The organism is Bradyrhizobium sp. AZCC 1610, from assembly GCF_036924515.1.
Lineage (GTDB): Bacteria > Pseudomonadota > Alphaproteobacteria > Rhizobiales > Xanthobacteraceae > Bradyrhizobium.
The window spans coordinates 5622687-5642833 of record NZ_JAZHRR010000001.1 but is presented as its reverse complement, the minus strand read 5'-3'; the positions used below and the strand labels follow the sequence as shown (position 1 = coordinate 5642833).

The following is a 20147-nucleotide window of genomic DNA, read 5'->3' as shown; positions in this document are numbered from 1 at the left end:
GCGTCGCGCCTGGTGGCGCACGCTAAGGCGGCCCTTGCGGGAGACTGACATGACCCCGGTTTCGCAATTGCGCGGGCCGTCCCGCGAACATCTCGCGTGGCCGTTCTTCGATTCCCGCCACCGCGATTACGCTGCGGCGCTCGATGCGTTTGCAGCCGGTCTTGGCGATACACATGGCGGTGACGTCGACGAGATTTGCCGTTCGCTGGTTCGCAGACTTGGGGCTGCGGGATTGCTGGAGGCGTCCGTCGCGGGCGATCGGCCGGATGCGGTGATCGATTCCCGGCTGATTTGTCTGGCTCGCGAGTCGCTGGCCTGGCACAGCGGGCTCGCCGACTTCGCCTTTGCGATGCAGGGACTTGGCACCGGTGCGGTGGCGATTGCCGGTTCGCCTGAAATGCGCGCGCTGGTGCTGCCGAAGGCGCGGCGTGGCGAGTGGGTCGCCGCCTTTGCGCTGTCGGAGAAGGAAGCCGGCTCCGACGTTGCCGCCATGGCCTGCAGCGCCCGGCGCGAGGGCGATCATTATATTCTGGATGGCGAGAAGACGTGGATTTCCAACGGCGGCATCGCCGACGTCTATACGTTGTTTGCGCGAACGGGCGAGGCGCCGGGCGCGCGGGGCATTTCGGCCTTTGTGGTGCTTCCGGACGATTCTGGTTTCTCGATTGCCGACCGCATCGACGTGATGGCGCCGCATCCGCTGGCCACGCTGCGGTTCGACGCTTGCCGGATTCCTGCGGCGCGGTTGTTGGGCACGCCGGGCGAAGGTTTCAAGATCGCGATGCGCACGCTCGATATCTTCCGCGCGTCGGTCGCAGCCGCAGCACTTGGTTTTGCCCGCCGCGCGCTGGATGAGGCAACAGTGCACGCGCTGTCACGGCGGATGTTCGGCGGCGTACTGGGCGACCAGCAATTGACGCAGGCAGCCCTCGGCGACATGGCCGCGGGCGTCGATGCCAGTGCGCTCCTCACCTATCGCGCCGCCTGGCGGCGCGACGTGCAGAAAGCTGCCACGACGCGCGAAGCCGCCATGGCGAAGATGGTCGCTACCGAGACCGCGCAGACGGTGATCGACCGTGCCGTGCAGATGTTCGGCGGCCGAGGGGTCCGTTCGGGCGAAATCGTCGAGCAGCTCTACCGCGAGATACGCGCGTTGCGCATCTATGAAGGCGCAACCGAAGTTCAGAAACTCATTATCGGACGCGATGTCCTGAAGGTGGCTTAGCCGCGCAGGCGTCCAGTCGCGTCCTGCTACGGGAGTGAGAAATGTTCGAGTCTTTGCAGCCGCCCGGTTGGGCCAAGCCGAGCGGTTACGCGAACGGCATCGCCGCCCGCGGCAAGATGATCTTCGTCGCAGGCCAGATCGGCTGGAACGAACAATGCAAGTTCGAGTCGGATGATCTGGTGGATCAGATCGGCCAGACCTTGAAGAACGTCGATGCGGTGGTGCGTGCCGGCGGCGCCGGGCCGGAGCATATCGTGTCGATGACCTGGTTCCTGCTCGACCGCAAGGAATACTCGGCGCGCCTGAAGGAGATCGGCGTGGCCTATCGCGGCGTCATGGGCCGGCGCTTTCCGGCCATGACGGCGCTGCAGGTATCCGGGCTGATCGAGGATCGCGCCAAGGTCGAAATCCAGGCGATCGCAATGATACCCGACCAGATGGACTGACAACGCGACGCCGGACACGGCGCCAACTCACAGGAGAGCGACATGGCAACGAAAGCTCGTGAGAACCACCGGGAAGACGTGGCCGGACGGGCCAATGTCGAGGACACGCCTGAGTTGCTCGCCTATTACGACCAACTCGAAAGGCTGGAGGCCGGCGCGCTCTGGACGGTCGCGAACAAGATCGAGCCCTGGCAGCCCAAATCGTCTTCCGTTCCGGTGTTGTGGCGCTATGAGGACCTCCGCGCGCATGTGTTGCGCTCCGTCGAACTGGTGTCGCCGGAGAAGGCCGGGCGGCGCGTCATCTATCTGAACAATCCCGGCCGCCGTGAGCATGCCGCGGCGGTCGGCTGGCTCTATTCTGGCCTGCAGGTCATGCATCCGGGCGAGGTCGCATCCGCCCACGCCCATTCGGCTTCCGCCCTTCGCTTCATCATGGAAGGCGAGGGCGCCTACACCATCGTCGACGGCCACAAGATGACACTCGGCGCCAACGATTTTGTGCTGACGCCGAACGGCACCTGGCACGAACACGGCGTCTCCAGCGACGGTGCGCCCTGCATCTGGCAGGACGGGCTCGACATTCCCCTGGTCAACACGCTCGAAGCCAACTTCTACGTCGTTCACCCCGACCTGCAGCAGAGCGTCGGCTATCCCGTCGACGACATGACGCACACCTGGGGCAATCCCGGCTTGCGTCCGGCGGGCGCCGAATGGTCCAAGGGTTATTCGCCGCTGCTGAAATATGAGTGGGGCCCGACCTACGAGGCGCTGCAGCGCTACGCCAAGGCCACCGACGGCTCGCCATATGACGGCGTTCTCATGAACTACGTCAATCCGGTGACCGGCGGTCCGGTGATGCAGACGATCGGCGCGTCGATGCAGATGCTGCGGCCGGGCGAGAGTACGCGCGCGCATCGTCACACCGGCAGCTTCATCTATCAGGTGGCGAAAGGGCGCGGCCACTCGATCATCGACGGCAAGCGCTTCGACTGGAAGGAGCGCGACATCTTCTGTGTTCCGTCCTGGGCCTGGCATGAGCATGTCAACGCCTCCGCCAGCGAGGACGCCTGCCTCTTCACCTTCAACGACCTGCCGGTCATGCACGCGCTCGGGCTCTACCGCGAGGAAGCCTTTGGCGACAATGGCGGCCGGCAGCCCCTCGTATCCTAGGAGAGCAACAGTGCGTCTTGTTACCTATCGCGGCACCGTTGAGGCCGCTGCCCGTCTTGGCGCTGTTGTCGACGATCTGGTCGTGGACGTCGAGAAGGCCGGCCAGCATGCCGGGGTTTCCCTTCCCTCATCGATGCTCGATTTCATTGATCTGGGACCGCCGGCACTGGCGGCCCTCAAGAAGATATTGAACGAGGGCAAGGATAACTGGCCCGTTGGCGCCGCATTGCCGCTGGCGAATGTCAGGGGGCTGGCGCCGATCCCGCGTCCGCGCAAAAACATCTTCGGCATCGGCCTCAATTATGTCGAGCACGTCGCGGAATCGTCCCGTGCTCTCGATACCGCAAAGGACCTGCCCAAGCAGCCGATCATCTTCTCGAAACCGCCGACCAGCGTGATCGGGCCGGACGAGGCCATCCATCACAACAAGGCGATCACGCAGCAACTCGACTGGGAAGTCGAGCTTGCCGTCGTGATGGGGCGAACCGCGCGGCGGGTATCGGAGGCGGAAGCACTCGGCTTCGTGTTCGGTTACAGCGTGATGATCGACATCAGCGCCCGCGACAATCGCCGCGCCGGCCAATGGATCTACTCCAAGGGACAGGACACTTATGCGCCGTTCGGGCCGTGCATCGTCACATCAGACGAAATCACCGATCCGCACGCGCTCGATCTCTGGCTGACGGTGAACGGCGTCGAGAAGCAGCGTTCCAACACGCGCCACATGCTGTTCAAGGTGCCGCTTCTGATCGCGGATATTTCGGCCGCGATGACGCTCGAGCCGGGAGACATCATCGCGACGGGGACGCCCGAGGGCGTCGGCGCCGGGCGAACTCCGCAGGAATGGCTGTGGCCGGGCGACGTGGTGGAAGCGGAAGTGGCGGGCATCGGCCGGCTGCGCCACCCGGTGGTGGCGATCTGAGAGGCCGGCATGATTTTCGACATGGAGACGCTGGAAGCGCAGAACCGCTACAAGATCCTGACGGCCACGGTGACGCCGCGGCCGATCGCCTGGGTCACCACGCTCTCCGCGAGCGGCGTGATCAATGCCGCGCTTTCAGCTTCTTCAACGTGATGGGGCATGAGCCGCCCACTGTCGCGATCGGGCTTCTGGCAGGCTCGGAGCGCTTCAAGGACACGGCGGCGAACATCCTCGATACCGGGGAATTCGTCGTGAACCTCGTTGGCGAAGCCAACGTCGAGGCCATGAACATCACCTGCATCGACGCGCCGCCCGAGATCGACGAACTAAAGCTCGCCGGATTGACGCCAGCTGCCTCGAACGCGGTGCGCCCGCCGCGCATTGCGGAATCGCCGGTATCGTTCGAATGCCGGGTCCTCAGTTCGCTGGTGACGGGGCCGCGCCAGACCGCCGTCATTGGCCGCGTGGTCCGCGCCCATGTCGATGACGCTGTCATTTTGGACAAGGAGCGCTGTCACATCGACACCCAGGCGCTGCGTCTGATCGCACGCATGCACGGAAGCGGCTGGTATGCGCGCTCCACCGACCTGTTTCAGATCGATCGGCCGACCTGGGCTGCGTGGCAGGAAGAGAACGTCAAGGCGAAACCTGTGTAGCGGGATCTGAAGCGGAGGACGTCGTGAAGATTGCAGTGTTGGGTGGCGGCAACGGTTCGTTCGCGGCCGCCGGCGACTTCGCCTTGGCCGGTCACGAAGTCCGGTTGTGGCGGCGAAGTCCTGGAGATGTCGAGGCGCATCGTGCGCAGGGCGGCATGATAACGGTCATCGATCGATCGGGCCGCCGTGATATCAGGCTGGCTATGGTCACGTCTTCGATCGCGGAAGCCATCGACGCAGCCGATCTCATTCTGTGTCCAGCGCCGGCCTTCGCGCAGCCCGCAATCGCTGAATTGGCCGCGCCGCATCTGCGCGAAGGCCAGGTGGTGTTCCTGCCGCCCGGCACGTTCGGCTCCTACATCTTCGCCCGCGCTGCGAAAGACGCGGGCAACCGCGCCGAGATCGCAACCGCGGAGACCGGGACCCTGCCGTGGCTGGCGCGCAAGCAGGGTCCTTATGCCGTGCGCATCTCCGGCAGGGGCGCGCGGTTGCCGACCGGGGTGTTTCCGTTGCGTCTTGCCCCGCACGCGCTCGGCGTGATCGGACGCGCGTTTCCGAACGCCATCGAGCCATGCGGCGACGCGCTGTCGGGCGCGCTGATGAATGCCGGCCCGATCATTCATCCGCCGCTCATCACCATGAACGCCGGCCCGATCGAACATTTCGACAAATGGGACATCCACAAGGAAGGAACCCAGCCGGCGATCCGCCGCGTCACGGACGCGCTCGATGCCGAACGCATCGCCATCCGCGAGGCGCTTGGCTACGGAGGGCCGCATTTCCCCCTTGCCGACCACTATTCGCGCGACGGAGAGCCCTGGATGTATGCGCGCGATGCCCACGACCAGCTTACGGATTCCGGCGATTGGTCGGAACGCCTCATTCTCGTCGAGCATCGCTATATGCTGGAGGATTTGCGTCTCGGCCTGTCGTTTCTCGCATCAGTCGCAGGCCTTGCGGGTGTGCAAACGCCGCTCGTCAAGGCGTTCCTCGCGATCGGTTCCGCCATCACCGGCAAGGATTTCGCGGTGGAGGGCCGGACCTTGTCTTCGCTCGGCCTCGGCGATCTCGACCGAGCCGCCTTGCAAAATCTTTTGGCCGAGGGTTTTCGATGAAGCCGGTCATCGGATGCCTCGGCGCCGGACGAATGGGTCGCGGGATTGCGGTCGTGTTCGCATTCGCCGGTCACCAGGTCGTCGTCGTCGACTTCAAGGAACGGGAAGCTGCGGCATTTGAGGCGCTTGCGGTTGAGGCCAAAGCTGAAATCCGCTCGACACTCGAGATTCTCTCGCGCATCGATCTACTCCCGGCAGAGCTTGTGTCCACGATTGTCGAACGGATCACGATCGCGTCCCGGCAGGAGGCGGCTGCGGCGCTGCCGCGCTGCGATGTCATCTTCGAAGGAATGCCGGAAATCCTCAGCTTGAAGCAGGCCGCGCTGGTCGAGGCGTCGCGGCTGGCGGGCGAAGGCCCGATCATCGCTTCGACTACGTCGACCATACTGGTCGACGATCTTGCGGGATCGATCGAGCATCCCGGCCGCTTCCTCAATGCGCACTGGCTCAATCCGGCCTATCTGGTGCCGTTGATCGAATTGTCACCCGGTAGGCTCACCGCGCCGGAGGTCACGGAGCGGATGAAGAGTTTGCTCGAAGGCATCGGCAAGGTGCCGGTCGTCTGCGCGGCACGGCCGGGTTTCATCGTTCCCAGAATCCAGGCGCTGGCGATGAACGAAGCCGCCCGCATGGTGGAGGAGGGCGTCGCGTCGGCGGAGGATATCGACAAGGCCGTGATCTATGGCTTCGGATTCCGCTTCGCGGTGCTCGGCCTGCTCGAGTTCATCGACTGGGGCGGCGGCGATATCCTGCACCATGCCAGCCGCTATCTGGTCGAGGCGCTCGGCGATAGTCGTTACGCCGCACCTGACATCATCGCGGCGAATATGCGCGAGGGACGCATCGGCATGAAGACCGGGCAGGGATTCATGAACTACGAAGGCGTCGACCAGGCCGCCTATCGCGAGAAGCGTCTTGCGGCCTTTGCCGCGGCGCTGCGGGCCATGGGTCTTGCCCGGGAACCCGTCGCTTGAACGGGGCGCGGCGCGCCTCGCGTCAGTGACCGCCGAGATACGCCGCGATCAGTTTCGGGTCGTGGATCAGCGTGTCCGCCGGACCGGACTGGATGATCTCGCCGGTCTCCAGCACATAGCCGTAATCCGCGGTCTCCAGCGCTGCGCGGGCGTTCTGCTCGACGAGCAGGACGGAAACGCCGAGGCTCCGCAGCGAGGCGATGGTGCGGAAGATTTCGCGGACGATCAGCGGCGCGAGGCCGAGACTGGGTTCATCGAGGACGAGGAGTTTCGGCCTCGCCATCAGCGCGCGGCCGAGCGCCAGCATCTGCCGCTCGCCGCCCGACAGCGTGCCGGCAGCCTGCTTGCTGCGCTCCTTCAGCCGTGGGAAACGGTCGAACACGTCGTCGAGGCTCTTACGTGTTGTCGAGCGATCGCGCAGGCTGTAGGTGCCGAGCAACAGATTGTCGGCGACCGACATGTCGGCGAACAGTTCGCGCTTCTCGGGCACGAGGCAGAGGCCTCGTTCGACGCGGCCCTCGACATCGATCCGCGCAAGATCAGTCCCCTGAAAGACCATCCGCCCGGTGGACTTCAGAAGCCCGATCGCCGCCATCAGGAGGGTGGTCTTGCCGGCGCCGTTCGGACCGATCACGGTCACGATCTGCCCCTGCTCGACGGACAGCGAGACGTTCCGCACCGCCTCCACCTTGCCGTAGGCGACCGAGACATTCTCGATCGAGAACATCTGTGTCACGCGACACCTCCGAGATAGGCTTCCTGGACGCGGGCGTCGCTGCGGATCGCCGCCGGTTCGCCTTCGCAGAGCTTTGAGCCGAAATCGAGCACTACGATGCGGTCGACCAGCGACATCACGAACTCCATGTCGTGCTCGACGAGAAGGATGGTCAGGTGGTCCGCGCGCAGCGACCGCAGCAGTTCGGCGAGCTTGAGCTTTTCCTGGCGACGCAGGCCGGCTGCCGGTTCGTCGAGGACGAGCAGCGTCGGATCGGCGGCGAGCGCGCGGGCGATCTCGAGCACGCGCTGATTGCCCAGCGGCAGGTTGCCGGCGAGCTCGAACGGCTTGTCGCCGAGCCCGACCCGTTCGAGCTGCCGCAGCGCCTCGTAGCGTGCGCTGGCTTCTTCCGCCCGGTTCAGGCGCAGGGCGCCGGCGAGCAGGCCGGTTTTGGTGCGCGAATAGGTACCGAGCAGCACGTTGTCGAGCAGCGTCATGCGCGGGCGCAGCTTGACGTGCTGGAAGGTGCGGGAGATTCCGGAGCGGGCGATGTGGAACTGCTGGTCGCGGCTGATCGATCGTCCCGCAAACGCGATCTCGCCGCTGTTGGCGCGGAGCGCGCCCGTGAGCAGGTTGAACATCGTGGTCTTGCCGGCGCCGTTCGGCCCAATCAGCCCGAGGATCTCGCCGGACTTCACGTCGAAGCTGACATTGTTGACGGCGACGAGGCCGCCAAATCGCCGCTGCGCGTCGCTCACTTCAAGAAGCAGCGTGCCGGGCGGCGGTTGCTCGCGGCGCGGCAACGGCGCCGCCGCTTGCGGGCGGGATAGTTTGAGGCCCGGGAGAAAACCCGCGAGGAACGGGACGATGCCCTGCCGGGCGCGCTGCAGGAACAGGATGAACAGCGCCGAGAACGCTACGATCTCGAGCTGGCCGGAAGCGCCCTTGGCGATCAGCGGCAGGTAGTCCTGCACGGAATTCTTCAGAAGCGTGACGATCGCCGCACCCACCACGCCGCCCAAAATGCTGCCGGCGCCGCCGACCATCGCCATCATCAGATATTCGATGCCCATGCCGGCCTCGAATGGTCCGGGGCTGACGAAACGGCCGAGATGGGCATAGAGCCATCCGGACAGCGCGCCGAGGAAGGCGGCGATGACGAACGTCACCAGCTTGATCTGGAATGCGCTGATCCCGAGGCTTTCGACCAGGGTATTACCGCCGCGGAGCGCGCGCATCGCGCGGCCGATGCGGGAGTCGAGCAGATTGTAGCAGAGGAGGAGGATCGCAACGACGATCGCCCAGATCAGGAAATAGATCTGCCGGCTCTCGACCAAGGCGAGCGGGCCGATCGAGATCGGCGGAATGCCGGAGATGCCGTTGTGTTGACCGAGGCCATCGATGTTGCCGAACAGGAACGCGATCGCCAGTCCCCAGGCGACTGTGCTCAGCGACAGGAAGTGGCCCCCCAGGCGCAGCGTCACGAAGCCCAGGATCGCAGCAATGCTGCAGGTAAGGACGACCGCCAGCACCAGCCCGAGCCATGGCGAGTAGCCGTTCACCGCCGTGACCCAGGCAGTTGAGTAAGCGGCGACGCCGACGAAGGCTGCCTGGCCGAACGAAACGATGCCGCCGACCCCGGTCAATAGCGCCAGCCCAATGGCGGCAAGCGCGTAGATGCCGATGTAGTTCAACAATGTGACGCTGAACGGATTGAGCACGAAGGGCGCCGCCACGAGGCAGGCGATCGCCGCGGCAATGATGAGACGGATCTGCTGCAGTGTCATTCCTCGACTTCCTCTTCGGAATGATGCGAGGCGAGCGAGCGCCAGAGCAGGACGGGGATCAACAGCGAGAAGACGATGACGTCCTTCAAGGTGCTGCTCTGGAATGAAGCGAAGCTCTCGATAATGCCGACGCCGAACGCACCTAGCGCCGCGCCTGGATAGCTGGCCATGCCGCCGACGATGGCGCCGACAAAGGCTTTCAGGCCGAGCAGGAATCCGGAGTCGTAGAAGATGGTGTTCACAGGTGCGATCAGGATGCCGGAGACGCCCGCCATCAGCGATCCCAGCAGGTAGGCGATGGTCCCGGCGCGCGCCGGCCTGATTCCCATCAGCCGGGCGCCCGTGCGGTTGAGGGCGGTCGCGCGCAGCGCCTTGCCAACCAGCGTGAAGTCGAAAAAGAGAAACAGCAGGCCGCTGAACACCAGCGCTGCCGCCAGGATCAGTATCGTCTGTCCGGAAACGTGAACACCGGCGATCTCCATTGCCATCGACGTCAGCGGCTCGGTCCTGACGCCTTCAGGGCCGAAGAACAGCAAGCCAAGTCCGACCAGCGCGAAGTGCAGCGCGACCGAGACCGTCAGCAACAACAGAACCGAGGCGTCCGCGATTGGGCGGAACACGATCCGGTCCAGGAGCGGCGAGATCGGCATGATCAAGAGCAGCGCCAGCACGATCCGGACCGGCATCGGCGGATTGAAGCGCATCGTCAGCCAGACGATGCCGACGACAATCAAGGGCAACACGAGATAGCCGAGGACGGCCTTCGGCACCGCGCGGAGTTCGCCTGTGCGCGCCAGCGAGATGACCTCCATCACGCAGGCCATGCAGGCCAGCACGACGACAAGCCCGACCGTTCCGGGAAGCTGCCTGGCGTCGAGCGCTGCCAGCGTCAGCGCGGTAAAGGCTGCGATGTCGCCGAACGGAATGAAGATCACCCGCGTTACGGTGAAGATCAGCACGGTGCCGATCGCCACCAGGGCGTAGACCGCCCCGGTCGCTATTCCGTCGATCGCAAGGATCGCTGCGATATCTGCCGTCATGCCGTCGGCCGTCCTTCCGTGTTACCCGCAGGTACCGCTCAGGGCTGGTAGGTCCAGGCGCCGTTGTTCAGGCGGACGATCACCAGCGCGCGCTCGTCCACGCCGTGGTAGGCGCCGGGCTTGAAGTTGTAGACCGCGTGCACGCCCGAGAGCTCCCTGGTGTTGAGGATCTCGTCGCGCATGGCCTTGCGGAATTCGACGGTGCCGGGTTTCGCGGTCTTCAGCGCGCGCGCCGCAGCGGACGTGAAGATCATCCAGCCGTCGAAGGAGTAGGCCGAGAACCCGTCCGTGGTCGGGACATTGTTGGCTTTCAGGAAGGCGGCGCGAAAGTCGAGCGCGAGCTTCTTGGCGAAATGGTTGTCGGGAAGCTGCTCGGCCACGATGACCGGACCGGCCGAGACCTGAATGCCTTCCGCGGCCTTGCCGCCGACGCGCACGAAATCGGGATTGACCAGTGCAACTGTGCCGTAGGTCTTGCCCTTGAAGCCACGTTCGCCGAGCGCGAGCAGCGGCAGCGCGCCCTGCGTGCCTGATCCGCCGATCAGCACGGCATCCGGACGCACGGCGAGAACTTTAAGGATCTGGCCGGTGACCGACGTATCGACGCGCGCGTAGCGCTCGTTGGTCAGCACCTTGATGCCGTCGTCGGTTTCCACCGCCTTGGCTCCGTTGTAGACGAGATCGCCCCAGGCGTCGGAGAAGCCGATATAGCCGATGTTCTTCATGGCATCGCGCTTCATGCGGTCGGCGACGACCTTGACCAGCAGCGAGGCGGGCTGCGGAACGGAAATGCCCCATTGATCCGCGGGATTGGGCTGCCCGATCACCGGGGAGACGGCGATCATCGGCACCTTCAGTTCGGTCGCGACCGCCATCATCGCGATGGTTGAAGGCGCCGTTGCGGTGCCGATCAGGAGATCGACCTTCTCTTCTTCGATGAGCTTGCGCGCGTTGCGGGTCGCGGCGGAGGGATCGGAGCCGTCGTCGAGCTGGATCAGCTTGATCTTCTCGCCGTTGACTTCGTTCTTGTATTCCATGGCGGCCTGGATGCCGCGCCCGTACGGGATGCCGATCGAGGAGCCGGGGCCACTGAGCGACGTCACGAATCCGATCGTGATGTCGGCCTGTGCGGTCGAGGCCGCGACGAGGCCGCCGATGAGGGCAGTCAAACTCAACATCTTGCGCATTGCATTCCCCTTGGTTGAAAACAGCCGCGACCTGAGCGAAATGTCAGCATGGATCGAGGTCGGACCAGCACGATCGATGCCGCAGTTGTTGCCGAAAGCCGGCGCGGGCCTGGTCCCCGCATCCGGATGGAGTTATGAAATGAGCGCCACCAGCACCGGTTCCAACGTCGAGCGCCGCTTCGTCACGACGCGTCTTGGCCGCATCCACGTCGCCATGGCGGGAACCGGTTTTCCTGTTCTCCTGCTGCACCAGACGCCGCGCTCGTGGGATGAATACCGCGACGTGCTGCCGCTGCTCGGCCGCGATTTCCGCGCGATCGCGATGGATACGCTCGGCTTCGGGGATTCGGACCGGCCTGCCGGCGACCCCTCGATTGAACTGTGGGCCGAGGGCGCGTTCGCGCTGCTCGATGCGCTGGAAGAACCGCGGGCCGCGATCGTCGGTCATCACACCGGCGCGGTGATCGCGGTCGAAATGGCCGCTTCGGCGCCCGCGCGCGTGAGCGCGCTGGTGCTCTCGGCCTGTCCTTTCGTTGATGCAGCGCGCAGGGCGAAACACCACGACATGCGCGTCATCGACGATGTGGAAGCGCGTACCGACGGCGCTCATCTCGCTGAGCTCTGGGCGCGCCGGCAGCCGTTCTATCCCGCTGGTGATACTGATCTGCTGCGGCGCTTCATGATCGACGCCCTGCGGTCCGGAGAGATGGCGGCGGAAGGCCACCGGGTGGTGAATCGCTATCGGATGGAGGACCGTCTGGGGCAGATCCGCTGTCCCACGCTGGTCATTGCTCCGACGGGCGATCCGCACGTTCATCCGGTGGCTCCGAAGGTCGCTGGAGCCATCGAAGGCAGCATCTTGCGCGAGCTCTCAGGAGGCATGGTGCCGCTTCCCGATCAGATGCCGGAGGCTTTCGCCGGCCTCGTCCGCGATTTCATCGCCGCCCAGATGTCCGGAAACTGAAACGCCCCGCTTAACCGCGGCGAATGGGAATTCGCCCGCAGCGCTTGCTGTTCCGAGGTTGATGATCTCAGCCACGAGTGATGAGCCTTTATCAACGCAACTACCAATGCGACGTGCGCCCGTACAGGCGCCGGTGCCTGCCCAATTGTTTAAAGCCTAAAGTATTTATCGGCCGAAGGTCAATACGCCAGATTCGTGCGCCGCGGAAAAAGTTTGCCGCGGCGCGTGCGGGCCGCGAAGGCTGAATTCGCCTGTGCAAAAGGGCGAGGCGCTACCTGCCTGTCCTTTCAGCACGCGATCTTGTCGCGCGCTGAACGTATCGGCATGCGGTTCAATTGACGCCAAAATTATTTTGTGGTTGAAATATTTCGGTCGATGGAATGGCGCCACGCTACGGCGCGCTTTCGCAGTGACCGGCATGTGCGTGTCGTCAGCCCTCCAAGGCTGCGAAGGTTCGAGGACCGGCACGCTTAGCCTGTGAACAGGATACCCGCTGTGCGCATCTTCTGGCAGAGCTTCGTCGACCAAGCTACGAGCGCGCCCTACATGGCGCGGCTTGCGGCCTATCTGAACGAAATCGCGGCGCCCGGCACCAGCGTCCACGTTGAAGGCATCACGCCCGCCGATCGCGACTTCGGCCGCCTCAGCGAATTTCGTTGCGCGATCCAGGCAGTCGATAACGGGCTCGCGGCGCAGGAGAACGGCTTCGACGCGTATGTCATGGGGCACTTCCAGGATCCGGGATTGTACGAATTGCGTTCGGCGCTGACGATTCCGGTGGTCGGCGCTGGTGAGGCCACGCTGCTCGCGGCCTCGCAGCTTGGGCGGCGGCTCGGCCTTGTCACGCTCGATTCAGCTTTCGAGGTCTGGCATTACGAGCAGGCCGATCGTTACGGGCTTTCCGGCCGCGTGGTGCACGTCACCGGGATGGGCTGCCGTCCGGAGGATTTCAGCGCCGCGTTCGCAGGCGATGCGGTGGCAAGGGCGCGCATGCTGAGCGACTTTTCGGCCTGCGCGCAGCCACTCGTCGATCGTGGTGCCGACGTCATCATCCCGGCCGGCGTGTTGCCCGGTCTCCTCATTGCGAGCGAGCACGGCTTCAAGATCGGTCATGCGCCCGTGGTGAACTGTGCAGCGGTGGCGCTGAAGAGCGCCGAGATGTGGGTGCAGTTGCGATGCCTCAATGGCACCGAGCCGAGCCGCGGGCCGAGCTTCGCACTGGCCAACGACCGCGCCCGCCAGGATTTCCGCGCCACCGTTGCGCGCACGCAAGCCGACAAACCAAAGAGCCCCTGAGGACAAGACATGCTGCAGCCAGACAAGATTCTGTACGAAGCCGAGGTGACGGCGACCGGCGGGCGCGACGGCAAGGCCGCGAGCGACGACGGGTTGTTGTCAGTGTCGCTGTCGCTACCGAAATCGCTGGGCGGGCTGGGTGGACCGGGAACCAATCCGGAGCAGCTTTTTGCCGCCGGCTATGCCGCGTGTTTCCTGGGCGCAGTGAAGCTGGTTGCGCGCACCCGCAAGATCACGCCCACGGCGGAGCCGGCCGTTACCGCCAAGGTCGGCATGGGGCCGGTCGCGGTCGGTTACGCGCTCACCGTCGAGCTCAAGGTGCTGCTCCCCGGATTGGAGAAATCCGTCGCGGAGGAAGTCGTTGCCGGCGCCCACGAGCGCTGCCCTTATTCCAACGCAACGCGCGGCAATATCGACGTCAAGCTGACCGTGCTCTAAGCGGCTCACAGGAACCTGGTAGTCCGATGCAGAGCTCCATCCGAACACCTTATGATCGGGTTGTGATGGCGGTTCCGGTGACGATTCCCTATGTGCGCTACTCGATCGAGAGCGCACAGTGGTGGATCGGCCGCGCGCTGAAGGCGCTGGTCGATGGCGCCGGGATCACGCCGCGCGACATCGACGGGTTCTGTGTTTCGAGTTTCACGGCGGGGCTCGATAGCGGGATCAGCCTCACCCAGCATTTCGGCCTGTGCGTGCGATGGATCGACACCATTCCGCTCGGGGGCGCGAGCGCGATTGCCGCGCTCCGCCGCGCCGCGCGGGCAGTGCAGGCTGGGGACGCCCGCATCGTGGCTTGCGTGGCGGGTGATACCAACCATGTCGATTCCTTCCGCTATACGCTCGAAAATTTCTCGCGCTTCAATCAGGATGCCGTCTATCCCTATGGCGCCGGCGGCGCCAATGCGAGCTTTGCGCTGATCGCGCGCAACTACATGCGCACGTTCGGCGCGCGGCGCGAGGACTTTGGCAAGATCGCGGTTGCCCAGCGCAGCAACGCACTTCGCAATCCCCATGCCCTGATGAAGGCGCCGCTGACCCTCGATCAGTATATGTCGGCGCGACCGATCGCCGACCCTATTCATCTGTTCGACTGTGTGATGCCGTGCGCGGGCGCGGAGGCCTTCCTGGTCATGGGCGAGGACGTCGCCGCTTCGCTGAAGCTGCCTGCCGCCAAAATCCTCGGCACGATCGAGCGCCACAATGCGTTCAGCGACGATCCTGTTCAGGTGCGCGGCGGATGGGCGATGGACGTCGACGAGCTCTACGCGATGGCCGGTGTCAAGCCTGATGATCTGGACTTCGTCGAGACCTACGACGATTACCCTGTCATTTCGATGATGCAGTTCGAGGACCTCGGCTTCTGCCGAAAGGGCGAGGGGCCGGATTTCGTCCGGCAGCATGATCTCACGATCGATGGCAGCTTCCCACACAACACATCCGGCGGGCAGCTCTCGGTCGGGCAGGCCGGCGCGGGCGGCGCCTATCTCGGGGTGGTCGAGGCGCTGCGCCAGGTTCTCGGGCAGGCCGGTCCGACGCAGGTTAGGGATGCCCGCATCGGGTTGGCGTCGGGCTTCGGAATGATCAACTATGACCGCGGCCTCGCCTCGGGCGCGGCGATCCTCGCGGGACCAGGCTCATGATCGAACCGATCGTAAAACCGCGCCGGAAGAATCCGCTAAAGCGGACGCGGCTGCCGACATCGCCCCCGCGCGCACGCAGCCGCGCCTCGCACGGTTTTACGCGGGCCGCCGCCGAGGGCCACTTCATGCTGCAGCGCTGCGGCGCCTGCGGGACGTTCTGCTATCCGGCGCGCGATGCGTGCCCTACGTGCCTTTCCGCCGATCTCGTGTTCGCGGACGCACCGCGGCGCGGCACGCTTCTGTCCGAAACCACGCTGCACGTCCCGGCCGACGTGCATTTCCGCGAGCGCGCGCCATGGCGTGTCGGCCTGGTCGCGATGGAGTGTGGGCCCAAACTGGTGACGCACCTGCATGCCGATTGCGAAGAGGGCGGACCGGTCGTGATGTCGTTTCAACTGGACAAGAGCGGGCAGGCGGTAGCCTTCGCGCACCCCGAACGTGAGACCCCCAACATGATGGACGACAGGCAGTGGCGTGAGATGACGGCCGATCCAAAATTCCGGCGCGTTCTCGTGACGAACGGGCGGAGCATCGTCGGTCAGGAAGCGGTGGCCGCGCTGAAGGCGGCGGGCGCCTCGATCGTATTCGTCGGCGTTGCCGAACCGTGGAAGCCGTTCCGCGGTGAGGATGCGTTGCGCGCGCTGGAGGACGTCGAGATCGTGCCGCTCGATATCGGCGACGAAAAATCCGTCGCCGATCTGGCGGCTGATATCGGCGGCAAGGTCGATATTCTCGTGAACACCACCGAGCATGTCCGCGCCGGCGGGCTGCTCGATCGTCAGGGCACCAGCGTGGTGCGCGACGAGATCGACCAGAGCTATCTCGGCTTCGTGCATCTGGCGCAGGCATTCGGGCCGGCGATGCGGATGCGGGGCTCCGATGGTGTCAACAGCGCCGCCGCCTGGGTCAATATCCTGTCGGTCTATGCGCTCGCAAACTGGCCGGTATTCGGCGCCTATTCGGCGTCGCAGGCCGCGTGTCTGTCGCTGTCGCATTCCCTGCGCGCTGAGCTTCGGCCCGGCGGCGTCAAGGTGATGAACGTGTTCACCGGGCCACTCGATATCGAATGGTTCCAGACGGTGCCGCCGCCGAAGGTCGCGCCCCGCGCGGTTGCGAGTGCGATCGTGTCGGCGCTCAAGCGCGGACTGGAAGATGTGTTTGTGGGCGATGTCGCCAAGGACATTCGCCAGCGCCTTGCGGCCAATCCCAAGGCGGTCGAGCGTGAGCTAGGGGCGTAGGCGGGTTTGCTAGAAACGGGAGAAGCGCAATGGACAGCAACAGTCTCAAGCAATTTGCCGGCGCGGTTGCATCCGGCGCGGTGCGTGTCGTCGATCTGACCTTCACGCTCAGCCCGGACTTTCCGGTCATCGTACTGCCGCCGGAATTCGGCCAGGCCGCGCCCGTGCGCATCCAGCGGATTTCGCAATACGACGCGGCCGGCCCGGCCTGGTACTGGAACAACCTGACCTTCGGCGAACATACCGGCACGCATTTCGATGCGCCGATCCACTGGTTCACCGGCAAGGATCTGCCGAACAATTCGGTCGACACGCTCCCGGTGCGCGACATGATCGCGCCGGCCTGCGTGATCGATTGCTCGGCGCAGGCCGCGCAAGATGCGGATTTTCTTTTGACGGTACCGGTCGTTGAAGCCTGGGAAAAAAGCCACGGGCGGATTCCGGAACGGCACTGGGTGCTGCTGCGCACCGACTGGTCGAAGAAAGGCTGGCGCGACTACGCCAATTTGAAGGATGACGGCGCGCATACGCCCGGGCCGGGCGCCGCCGTGATGCGCTGGCTCGTCGAGGAGCGCGGCATCATCGGCCTCGGCACCGAGACCATCGGGACGGATGCCGGCCAGGCCGGTCATCTCGATCCGCCCTATCCGGCGCATCATTTCCTTCACGGTGGCGGGCGTTACGGCCTGCAATGCCTGTGCAATCTCGATCAGCTTCCGCCGACCGGCGCGGTGATCGTCGCCGCGCCGCTCAAGATCCAGAACGGCTCCGGCAGTCCGTTGCGCGTGCTCGCGCTGGTACCTGGGCAAGGTTGAATCCCTTCTTCCACATCGAGTGAGATCATGAAAAACAAAAAGACCTTGTTGATCGGTGCCGCGCTCCTGCTCGGTACGATCGCGCCGGCGCGTGCCGAAATCCTCGTCGGTTTCGTCACCGGCCTGAGCGGGCCGGTGTCCTCGATCGGCGTGCCGAACGCCAAGGGATTGGCCGCGGGCCAGGTCTATGTCGGCGAGATCGATGGTGAAAAAGTCCGCGTCATCCAGCTCGATGATGGCTCGGACCCGGCCGCATCCACGCGCAACGCCCGCAAGCTGGTCGAACAGGAAAAGGTCGACTTCCTGATCGGCACGTCAGGCGCGCCGCAGACGCTGGCGATGGCCACCGCGGCCATCGAAATGAAGGTCCCGATGGTGGCGGTCTCGCCGATCGCGCCGGTGCCGGCCGGTGAGGGCGGGCCATGGGTGGTACAAACGCCGCAGCCGACGCCGCTTCTCGTTCAAGGCATCGTCGATCATATGAAGAGCCGCAATGTGAAGACAGTGGCGTTCATCGGCTTCTCCGATGCCTTTGGCGACCTGATGTACAACTCGCTGCTGCAAGCCGCTGATGCGGCCGGCATCAAGGTGATCGCGAACGAACGCTATGCGCGCTCCGACAACTCGGTCACCGCCCAGGTGTTGCGCGCGATTTCCGCCCGCCCCGATGCGATCATGCTGGGCGGCACCGGCACACCCGGCGCGCTGCCCGTGATCGCGCTGTCCGAGCGCGGCTACAAGGGGCCGCTTTACGGCAATCACGGCATGATCAGCGCGGATTTCCTGCGGCTTGCCGGCAAATCCGCCGAGGGCATCATCTGTCCGACCGGGCCGGTGACGGCGGGCGAACAGCTTCCCGAGAGCAATCCGATCCGCAAGGTCGCGCTGGCGTTCCGCGCGGCCTACGAGAAGGCCAATGGCGAGGCGCCGGCCGACGCGTTTTCACCCTATGCGTTCGATGGCTGGCTGGTGTTCATGGATGCCGCCAAACGCGCAAAGGCGACGGGCGCGGCGCCCGGCACGCCGGCATTTCGCAACGCGCTGCGCGAGGCGCTGTTCGCGACCAAGGATGTCGTCGGCGCGCACGGCATCTACACTTATACGCCGGCCGACCGCCACGGCGTCGACAGCCGCGCGCGGATTCTGGTCCAGATCGAGAACGGGAAATACAAGTTGCTGCCGTGACGACAGCATGCTGGCGCGCGGCTCAGGCGTGGCGCAGCTTCGCCTTGAGCGCGCGCATGTCGATCGCGCGTTTGTCGCTGACCGAAGTGGCCGCGAGCGTCTTGATTTCGCCCCGGGCAAGCTTGCGCGTTGACGACAAGGGAAGTTCGTCGACGATGGCGATATAGCCGGGTACCTTGTGATAGGCGAGGCGTTCAGCGCAGGTCTTGACGATCGAGGCCGCGAGCGCAGCGGCGTCATCGACCTCGGCGTTCGGCACGATGAACGCGAAAACCTCTTCGCCGCGAATATCATCCGGAACGGGCGTCACCGCGCAGCCGCCGATGCGGGTGTCCATGTACAGCGCGCTTTCGACCTCGAGCACGCCGATGTTCTCGCCGCTGCGCCGCACGATGGTCTTCTTGCGATCGAAGAAATACATCAGCCCGTCTTTATCGGCGAAGACCAGGTCTCCGGTATGGAACCAGCCGTCCTGCCACGCCGCTTCGGTCGCTTCTTCGTCCTTTAGATAACCGCTGAAGAATCCGGCGCGGACATCGCCGCCTTTCGCGCGCACCAAAAGTTCGCCAGGTTTTCCAAGCGCGACATCGGCACCCTGATCGTCAACGAGGCGATATTCCATGCCTTCAGATGGCCGGCCGACGCAGCGTGCGCCAAAGCCCGCTGGTTCGCGAGCGGTGGTCGTCGCCGCCGCACCCCCGGTCTCGGTCATCGCCCAGGCCTCGACGATCGGGATGCGGTAACGCTCCTCGAAGGTGGCGCGGTGGCGCACATCGACGCCGGGCGCGAAGGCGAAGCGCACGCGATGCTGCCGTTCCGCCTCGGTCACCGGCAGTTGAAGCAGAATGGCGGGGATGACGCCGAGACAGTGCACGACGGTCGCCCCGCTATCGGCCACGCACTGCCACCAGCGATTGGCGTGAAAGCGGTCGAGCGGAACCACGGCGCCGCCGAGCACCATCATGCCGACGGCGCTGCAGCCGAGCGCATTCATGTGAAACATCGGCAGCGGCGTCAGGTTGATCTCGCGGTCCGGCTGCAGCTCGGCCACGCCGCCTTGCGTGACGTACCAGTCGGCGACCTGCAGGAAATAGCGGTTCGAAAGCATGCAGCCCTTTGGCTTGCCGGTGCTGCCTGAGGTGAACAGCAGCGCGCATTCGCCATTGAACTCGGCATCTTGCGCAACGACGTCCGTCCGGCACGGTGGAATACGACTGTCGGTGTCGATCAGGCGGGTGCGTCCGAGCACGGCATCCTTGGCCACGTGAATGCGATCCGGCGTCGCCACCAGCAGGTCAGCCTGTGACAGCTCGAGCTGGAAGGACAATTCGTCGGGGCGAACATCGGGGTTGATAGGAACGATCGAAACTCCGAGCGCATTGAGCGCGAGCCAGTGCAGAAAGAAGACCGGGCGATTTTCGAGCAGCAGGGCAGCCCGCGCCCCGCGTCCATAGCCGGCGGCCGCATATTCGGCGCGAAGCCGATCGACCGCCGTCTTGAACGCCCCGTATTCGATCTTGAATCCTTCCGGCGCGTAGGGCAATCCCGCGCTTGCCGGCGCCAGCAGGAATGGCGCGTCCGGACGTCTTTTGGCCGTGGCCGCGAAGGCATCGGACGGCGATTGATAAGGCGTGTCGAGGCTCATTGCGGATGTCGCTCCTGTTCGTGGGCTGCAGCCATTGCCAGGGATGTCGGCCGGAACCCGCGCGCAGCCCCTTGCTGCGGCGGCAGCTTTCGTGAATACTTTAAGCCTAAACTATCTCGCTGGC

Annotated in this window: 20 protein-coding genes; 15 read left to right on the top strand and 5 right to left on the bottom strand. The window is 64.9% G+C overall.

What is annotated here, in order from left to right; translation table 11 throughout:
• Positions 1 to 49: 49 nt before the first annotated feature.
• From V1279_RS27745 to V1279_RS27710, 8 genes are read left to right on the top strand one after another with little or no spacing between them, the layout of a single operon-like run.
• Positions 50 to 1225, top strand: a complete 1176-nt coding sequence (locus tag V1279_RS27745) for an acyl-CoA dehydrogenase family protein (RefSeq protein WP_334442476.1) — start codon at positions 50 to 52, stop codon at positions 1223 to 1225.
• Between the two features lie 41 nt (positions 1226 to 1266).
• Complete coding sequence (locus V1279_RS27740; RefSeq protein WP_334442474.1) at positions 1267 to 1671, top strand: RidA family protein; 405 nt, start codon at positions 1267 to 1269, stop codon at positions 1669 to 1671.
• Between the two features lie 42 nt (positions 1672 to 1713).
• Positions 1714 to 2841, top strand: coding sequence for a cupin domain-containing protein (locus tag V1279_RS27735; RefSeq protein ID WP_334442473.1), 1128 nt, complete (start codon positions 1714 to 1716; stop codon positions 2839 to 2841).
• A gap of 10 nt (positions 2842 to 2851) precedes the next feature.
• A complete protein-coding gene (locus V1279_RS27730; protein ID WP_334442472.1) occupies positions 2852 to 3763 on the top strand; it encodes a fumarylacetoacetate hydrolase family protein in 912 nt (303 codons plus the stop codon).
• Positions 3764 to 3772: 9 nt separating this feature from the next.
• Complete coding sequence (locus V1279_RS27725) at positions 3773 to 3916, top strand: hypothetical protein (RefSeq protein ID WP_334442471.1); 144 nt, start codon at positions 3773 to 3775, stop codon at positions 3914 to 3916.
• The gene (locus tag V1279_RS27720) at positions 3916 to 4419 is read left to right on the top strand and encodes a flavin reductase family protein (RefSeq protein ID WP_334446599.1); all 504 of its coding nucleotides are present in this window, start codon (positions 3916 to 3918) and stop codon (positions 4417 to 4419) included. Before V1279_RS27725 ends, V1279_RS27720 begins: the two co-directional genes overlap by 1 nt.
• Positions 4420 to 4442: 23 nt before the next feature.
• Positions 4443 to 5534: an NAD/NADP-dependent octopine/nopaline dehydrogenase family protein gene (locus tag V1279_RS27715; RefSeq protein ID WP_334442469.1), complete on the top strand. Its 1092-nt coding sequence runs from the start codon at positions 4443 to 4445 to the stop codon at positions 5532 to 5534.
• Positions 5531 to 6508 carry a 3-hydroxybutyryl-CoA dehydrogenase gene (locus V1279_RS27710; RefSeq protein ID WP_334442466.1) on the top strand — a complete coding sequence of 326 codons (978 nt, stop codon included), beginning with the start codon at positions 5531 to 5533 and terminating at the stop codon, positions 6506 to 6508. Before V1279_RS27715 ends, V1279_RS27710 begins: the two co-directional genes overlap by 4 nt.
• Positions 6509 to 6530: 22 nt before the next feature.
• On the opposite strand, the gene V1279_RS27705 is transcribed toward V1279_RS27710, so the two are convergent.
• The 4 genes from V1279_RS27705 to V1279_RS27690 are packed head-to-tail and all read right to left on the bottom strand — an operon-like array spanning position 6531 to position 11237.
• Complete coding sequence (locus V1279_RS27705) at positions 6531 to 7235, bottom strand: ABC transporter ATP-binding protein (RefSeq protein ID WP_442894919.1); 705 nt, start codon at positions 7233 to 7235, stop codon at positions 6531 to 6533.
• Between the two features lie 5 nt (positions 7236 to 7240).
• Positions 7241 to 9010 (bottom strand): branched-chain amino acid ABC transporter ATP-binding protein/permease, encoded by a 1770-nt coding sequence (locus tag V1279_RS27700; protein WP_334442462.1) that lies wholly within the window; start codon positions 9008 to 9010, stop codon positions 7241 to 7243.
• Positions 9007 to 10050, bottom strand: a complete 1044-nt coding sequence (locus V1279_RS27695) for a branched-chain amino acid ABC transporter permease (RefSeq protein WP_334442460.1) — start codon at positions 10048 to 10050, stop codon at positions 9007 to 9009. Before V1279_RS27695 ends, V1279_RS27700 begins: the two co-directional genes overlap by 4 nt.
• A gap of 38 nt (positions 10051 to 10088) precedes the next feature.
• On the bottom strand, positions 10089 to 11237 hold the full coding sequence (locus V1279_RS27690) for an ABC transporter substrate-binding protein (RefSeq protein WP_334442457.1): 1149 nt from the start codon (positions 11235 to 11237) through the stop codon (positions 10089 to 10091).
• A 139-nt stretch (positions 11238 to 11376) separates the two neighbouring features.
• Between V1279_RS27690 and V1279_RS27685 the strand changes: the two genes are divergently transcribed.
• The 7 genes from V1279_RS27685 (at position 11377) to V1279_RS27655 (ending at position 18378) form a co-directional block, all read left to right on the top strand.
• Entirely contained in the window at positions 11377 to 12201 is an 825-nt protein-coding gene (locus V1279_RS27685) for an alpha/beta fold hydrolase (protein ID WP_334442455.1), read from the top strand.
• Positions 12202 to 12696: 495 nt separating this feature from the next.
• Positions 12697 to 13497 carry an aspartate/glutamate racemase family protein gene (locus tag V1279_RS27680; protein WP_334442453.1) on the top strand — a complete coding sequence of 267 codons (801 nt, stop codon included), beginning with the start codon at positions 12697 to 12699 and terminating at the stop codon, positions 13495 to 13497.
• 9 nt (positions 13498 to 13506) lie between these two features.
• Positions 13507 to 13935 (top strand): organic hydroperoxide resistance protein, encoded by a 429-nt coding sequence (locus V1279_RS27675; RefSeq protein WP_334442451.1) that lies wholly within the window; start codon positions 13507 to 13509, stop codon positions 13933 to 13935.
• A 26-nt stretch (positions 13936 to 13961) separates the two neighbouring features.
• Positions 13962 to 15140, top strand: coding sequence for a thiolase family protein (locus V1279_RS27670; protein ID WP_334442449.1), 1179 nt, complete (start codon positions 13962 to 13964; stop codon positions 15138 to 15140).
• Positions 15137 to 16378 (top strand): SDR family NAD(P)-dependent oxidoreductase, encoded by a 1242-nt coding sequence (locus V1279_RS27665; RefSeq protein WP_334442446.1) that lies wholly within the window; start codon positions 15137 to 15139, stop codon positions 16376 to 16378. Before V1279_RS27670 ends, V1279_RS27665 begins: the two co-directional genes overlap by 4 nt.
• A 29-nt stretch (positions 16379 to 16407) precedes the next feature.
• Positions 16408 to 17193 (top strand): cyclase family protein, encoded by a 786-nt coding sequence (locus V1279_RS27660; protein ID WP_334442444.1) that lies wholly within the window; start codon positions 16408 to 16410, stop codon positions 17191 to 17193.
• A gap of 27 nt (positions 17194 to 17220) precedes the next feature.
• Positions 17221 to 18378: an ABC transporter substrate-binding protein gene (locus tag V1279_RS27655; RefSeq protein ID WP_334442442.1), complete on the top strand. Its 1158-nt coding sequence runs from the start codon at positions 17221 to 17223 to the stop codon at positions 18376 to 18378.
• A 22-nt stretch (positions 18379 to 18400) separates the two neighbouring features.
• On the opposite strand, the gene V1279_RS27650 is transcribed toward V1279_RS27655, so the two are convergent.
• Positions 18401 to 20023, bottom strand: a complete 1623-nt coding sequence (locus V1279_RS27650) for an AMP-binding protein (RefSeq protein ID WP_334442440.1) — start codon at positions 20021 to 20023, stop codon at positions 18401 to 18403.
• Positions 20024 to 20147: the final 124 nt, after the last annotated feature.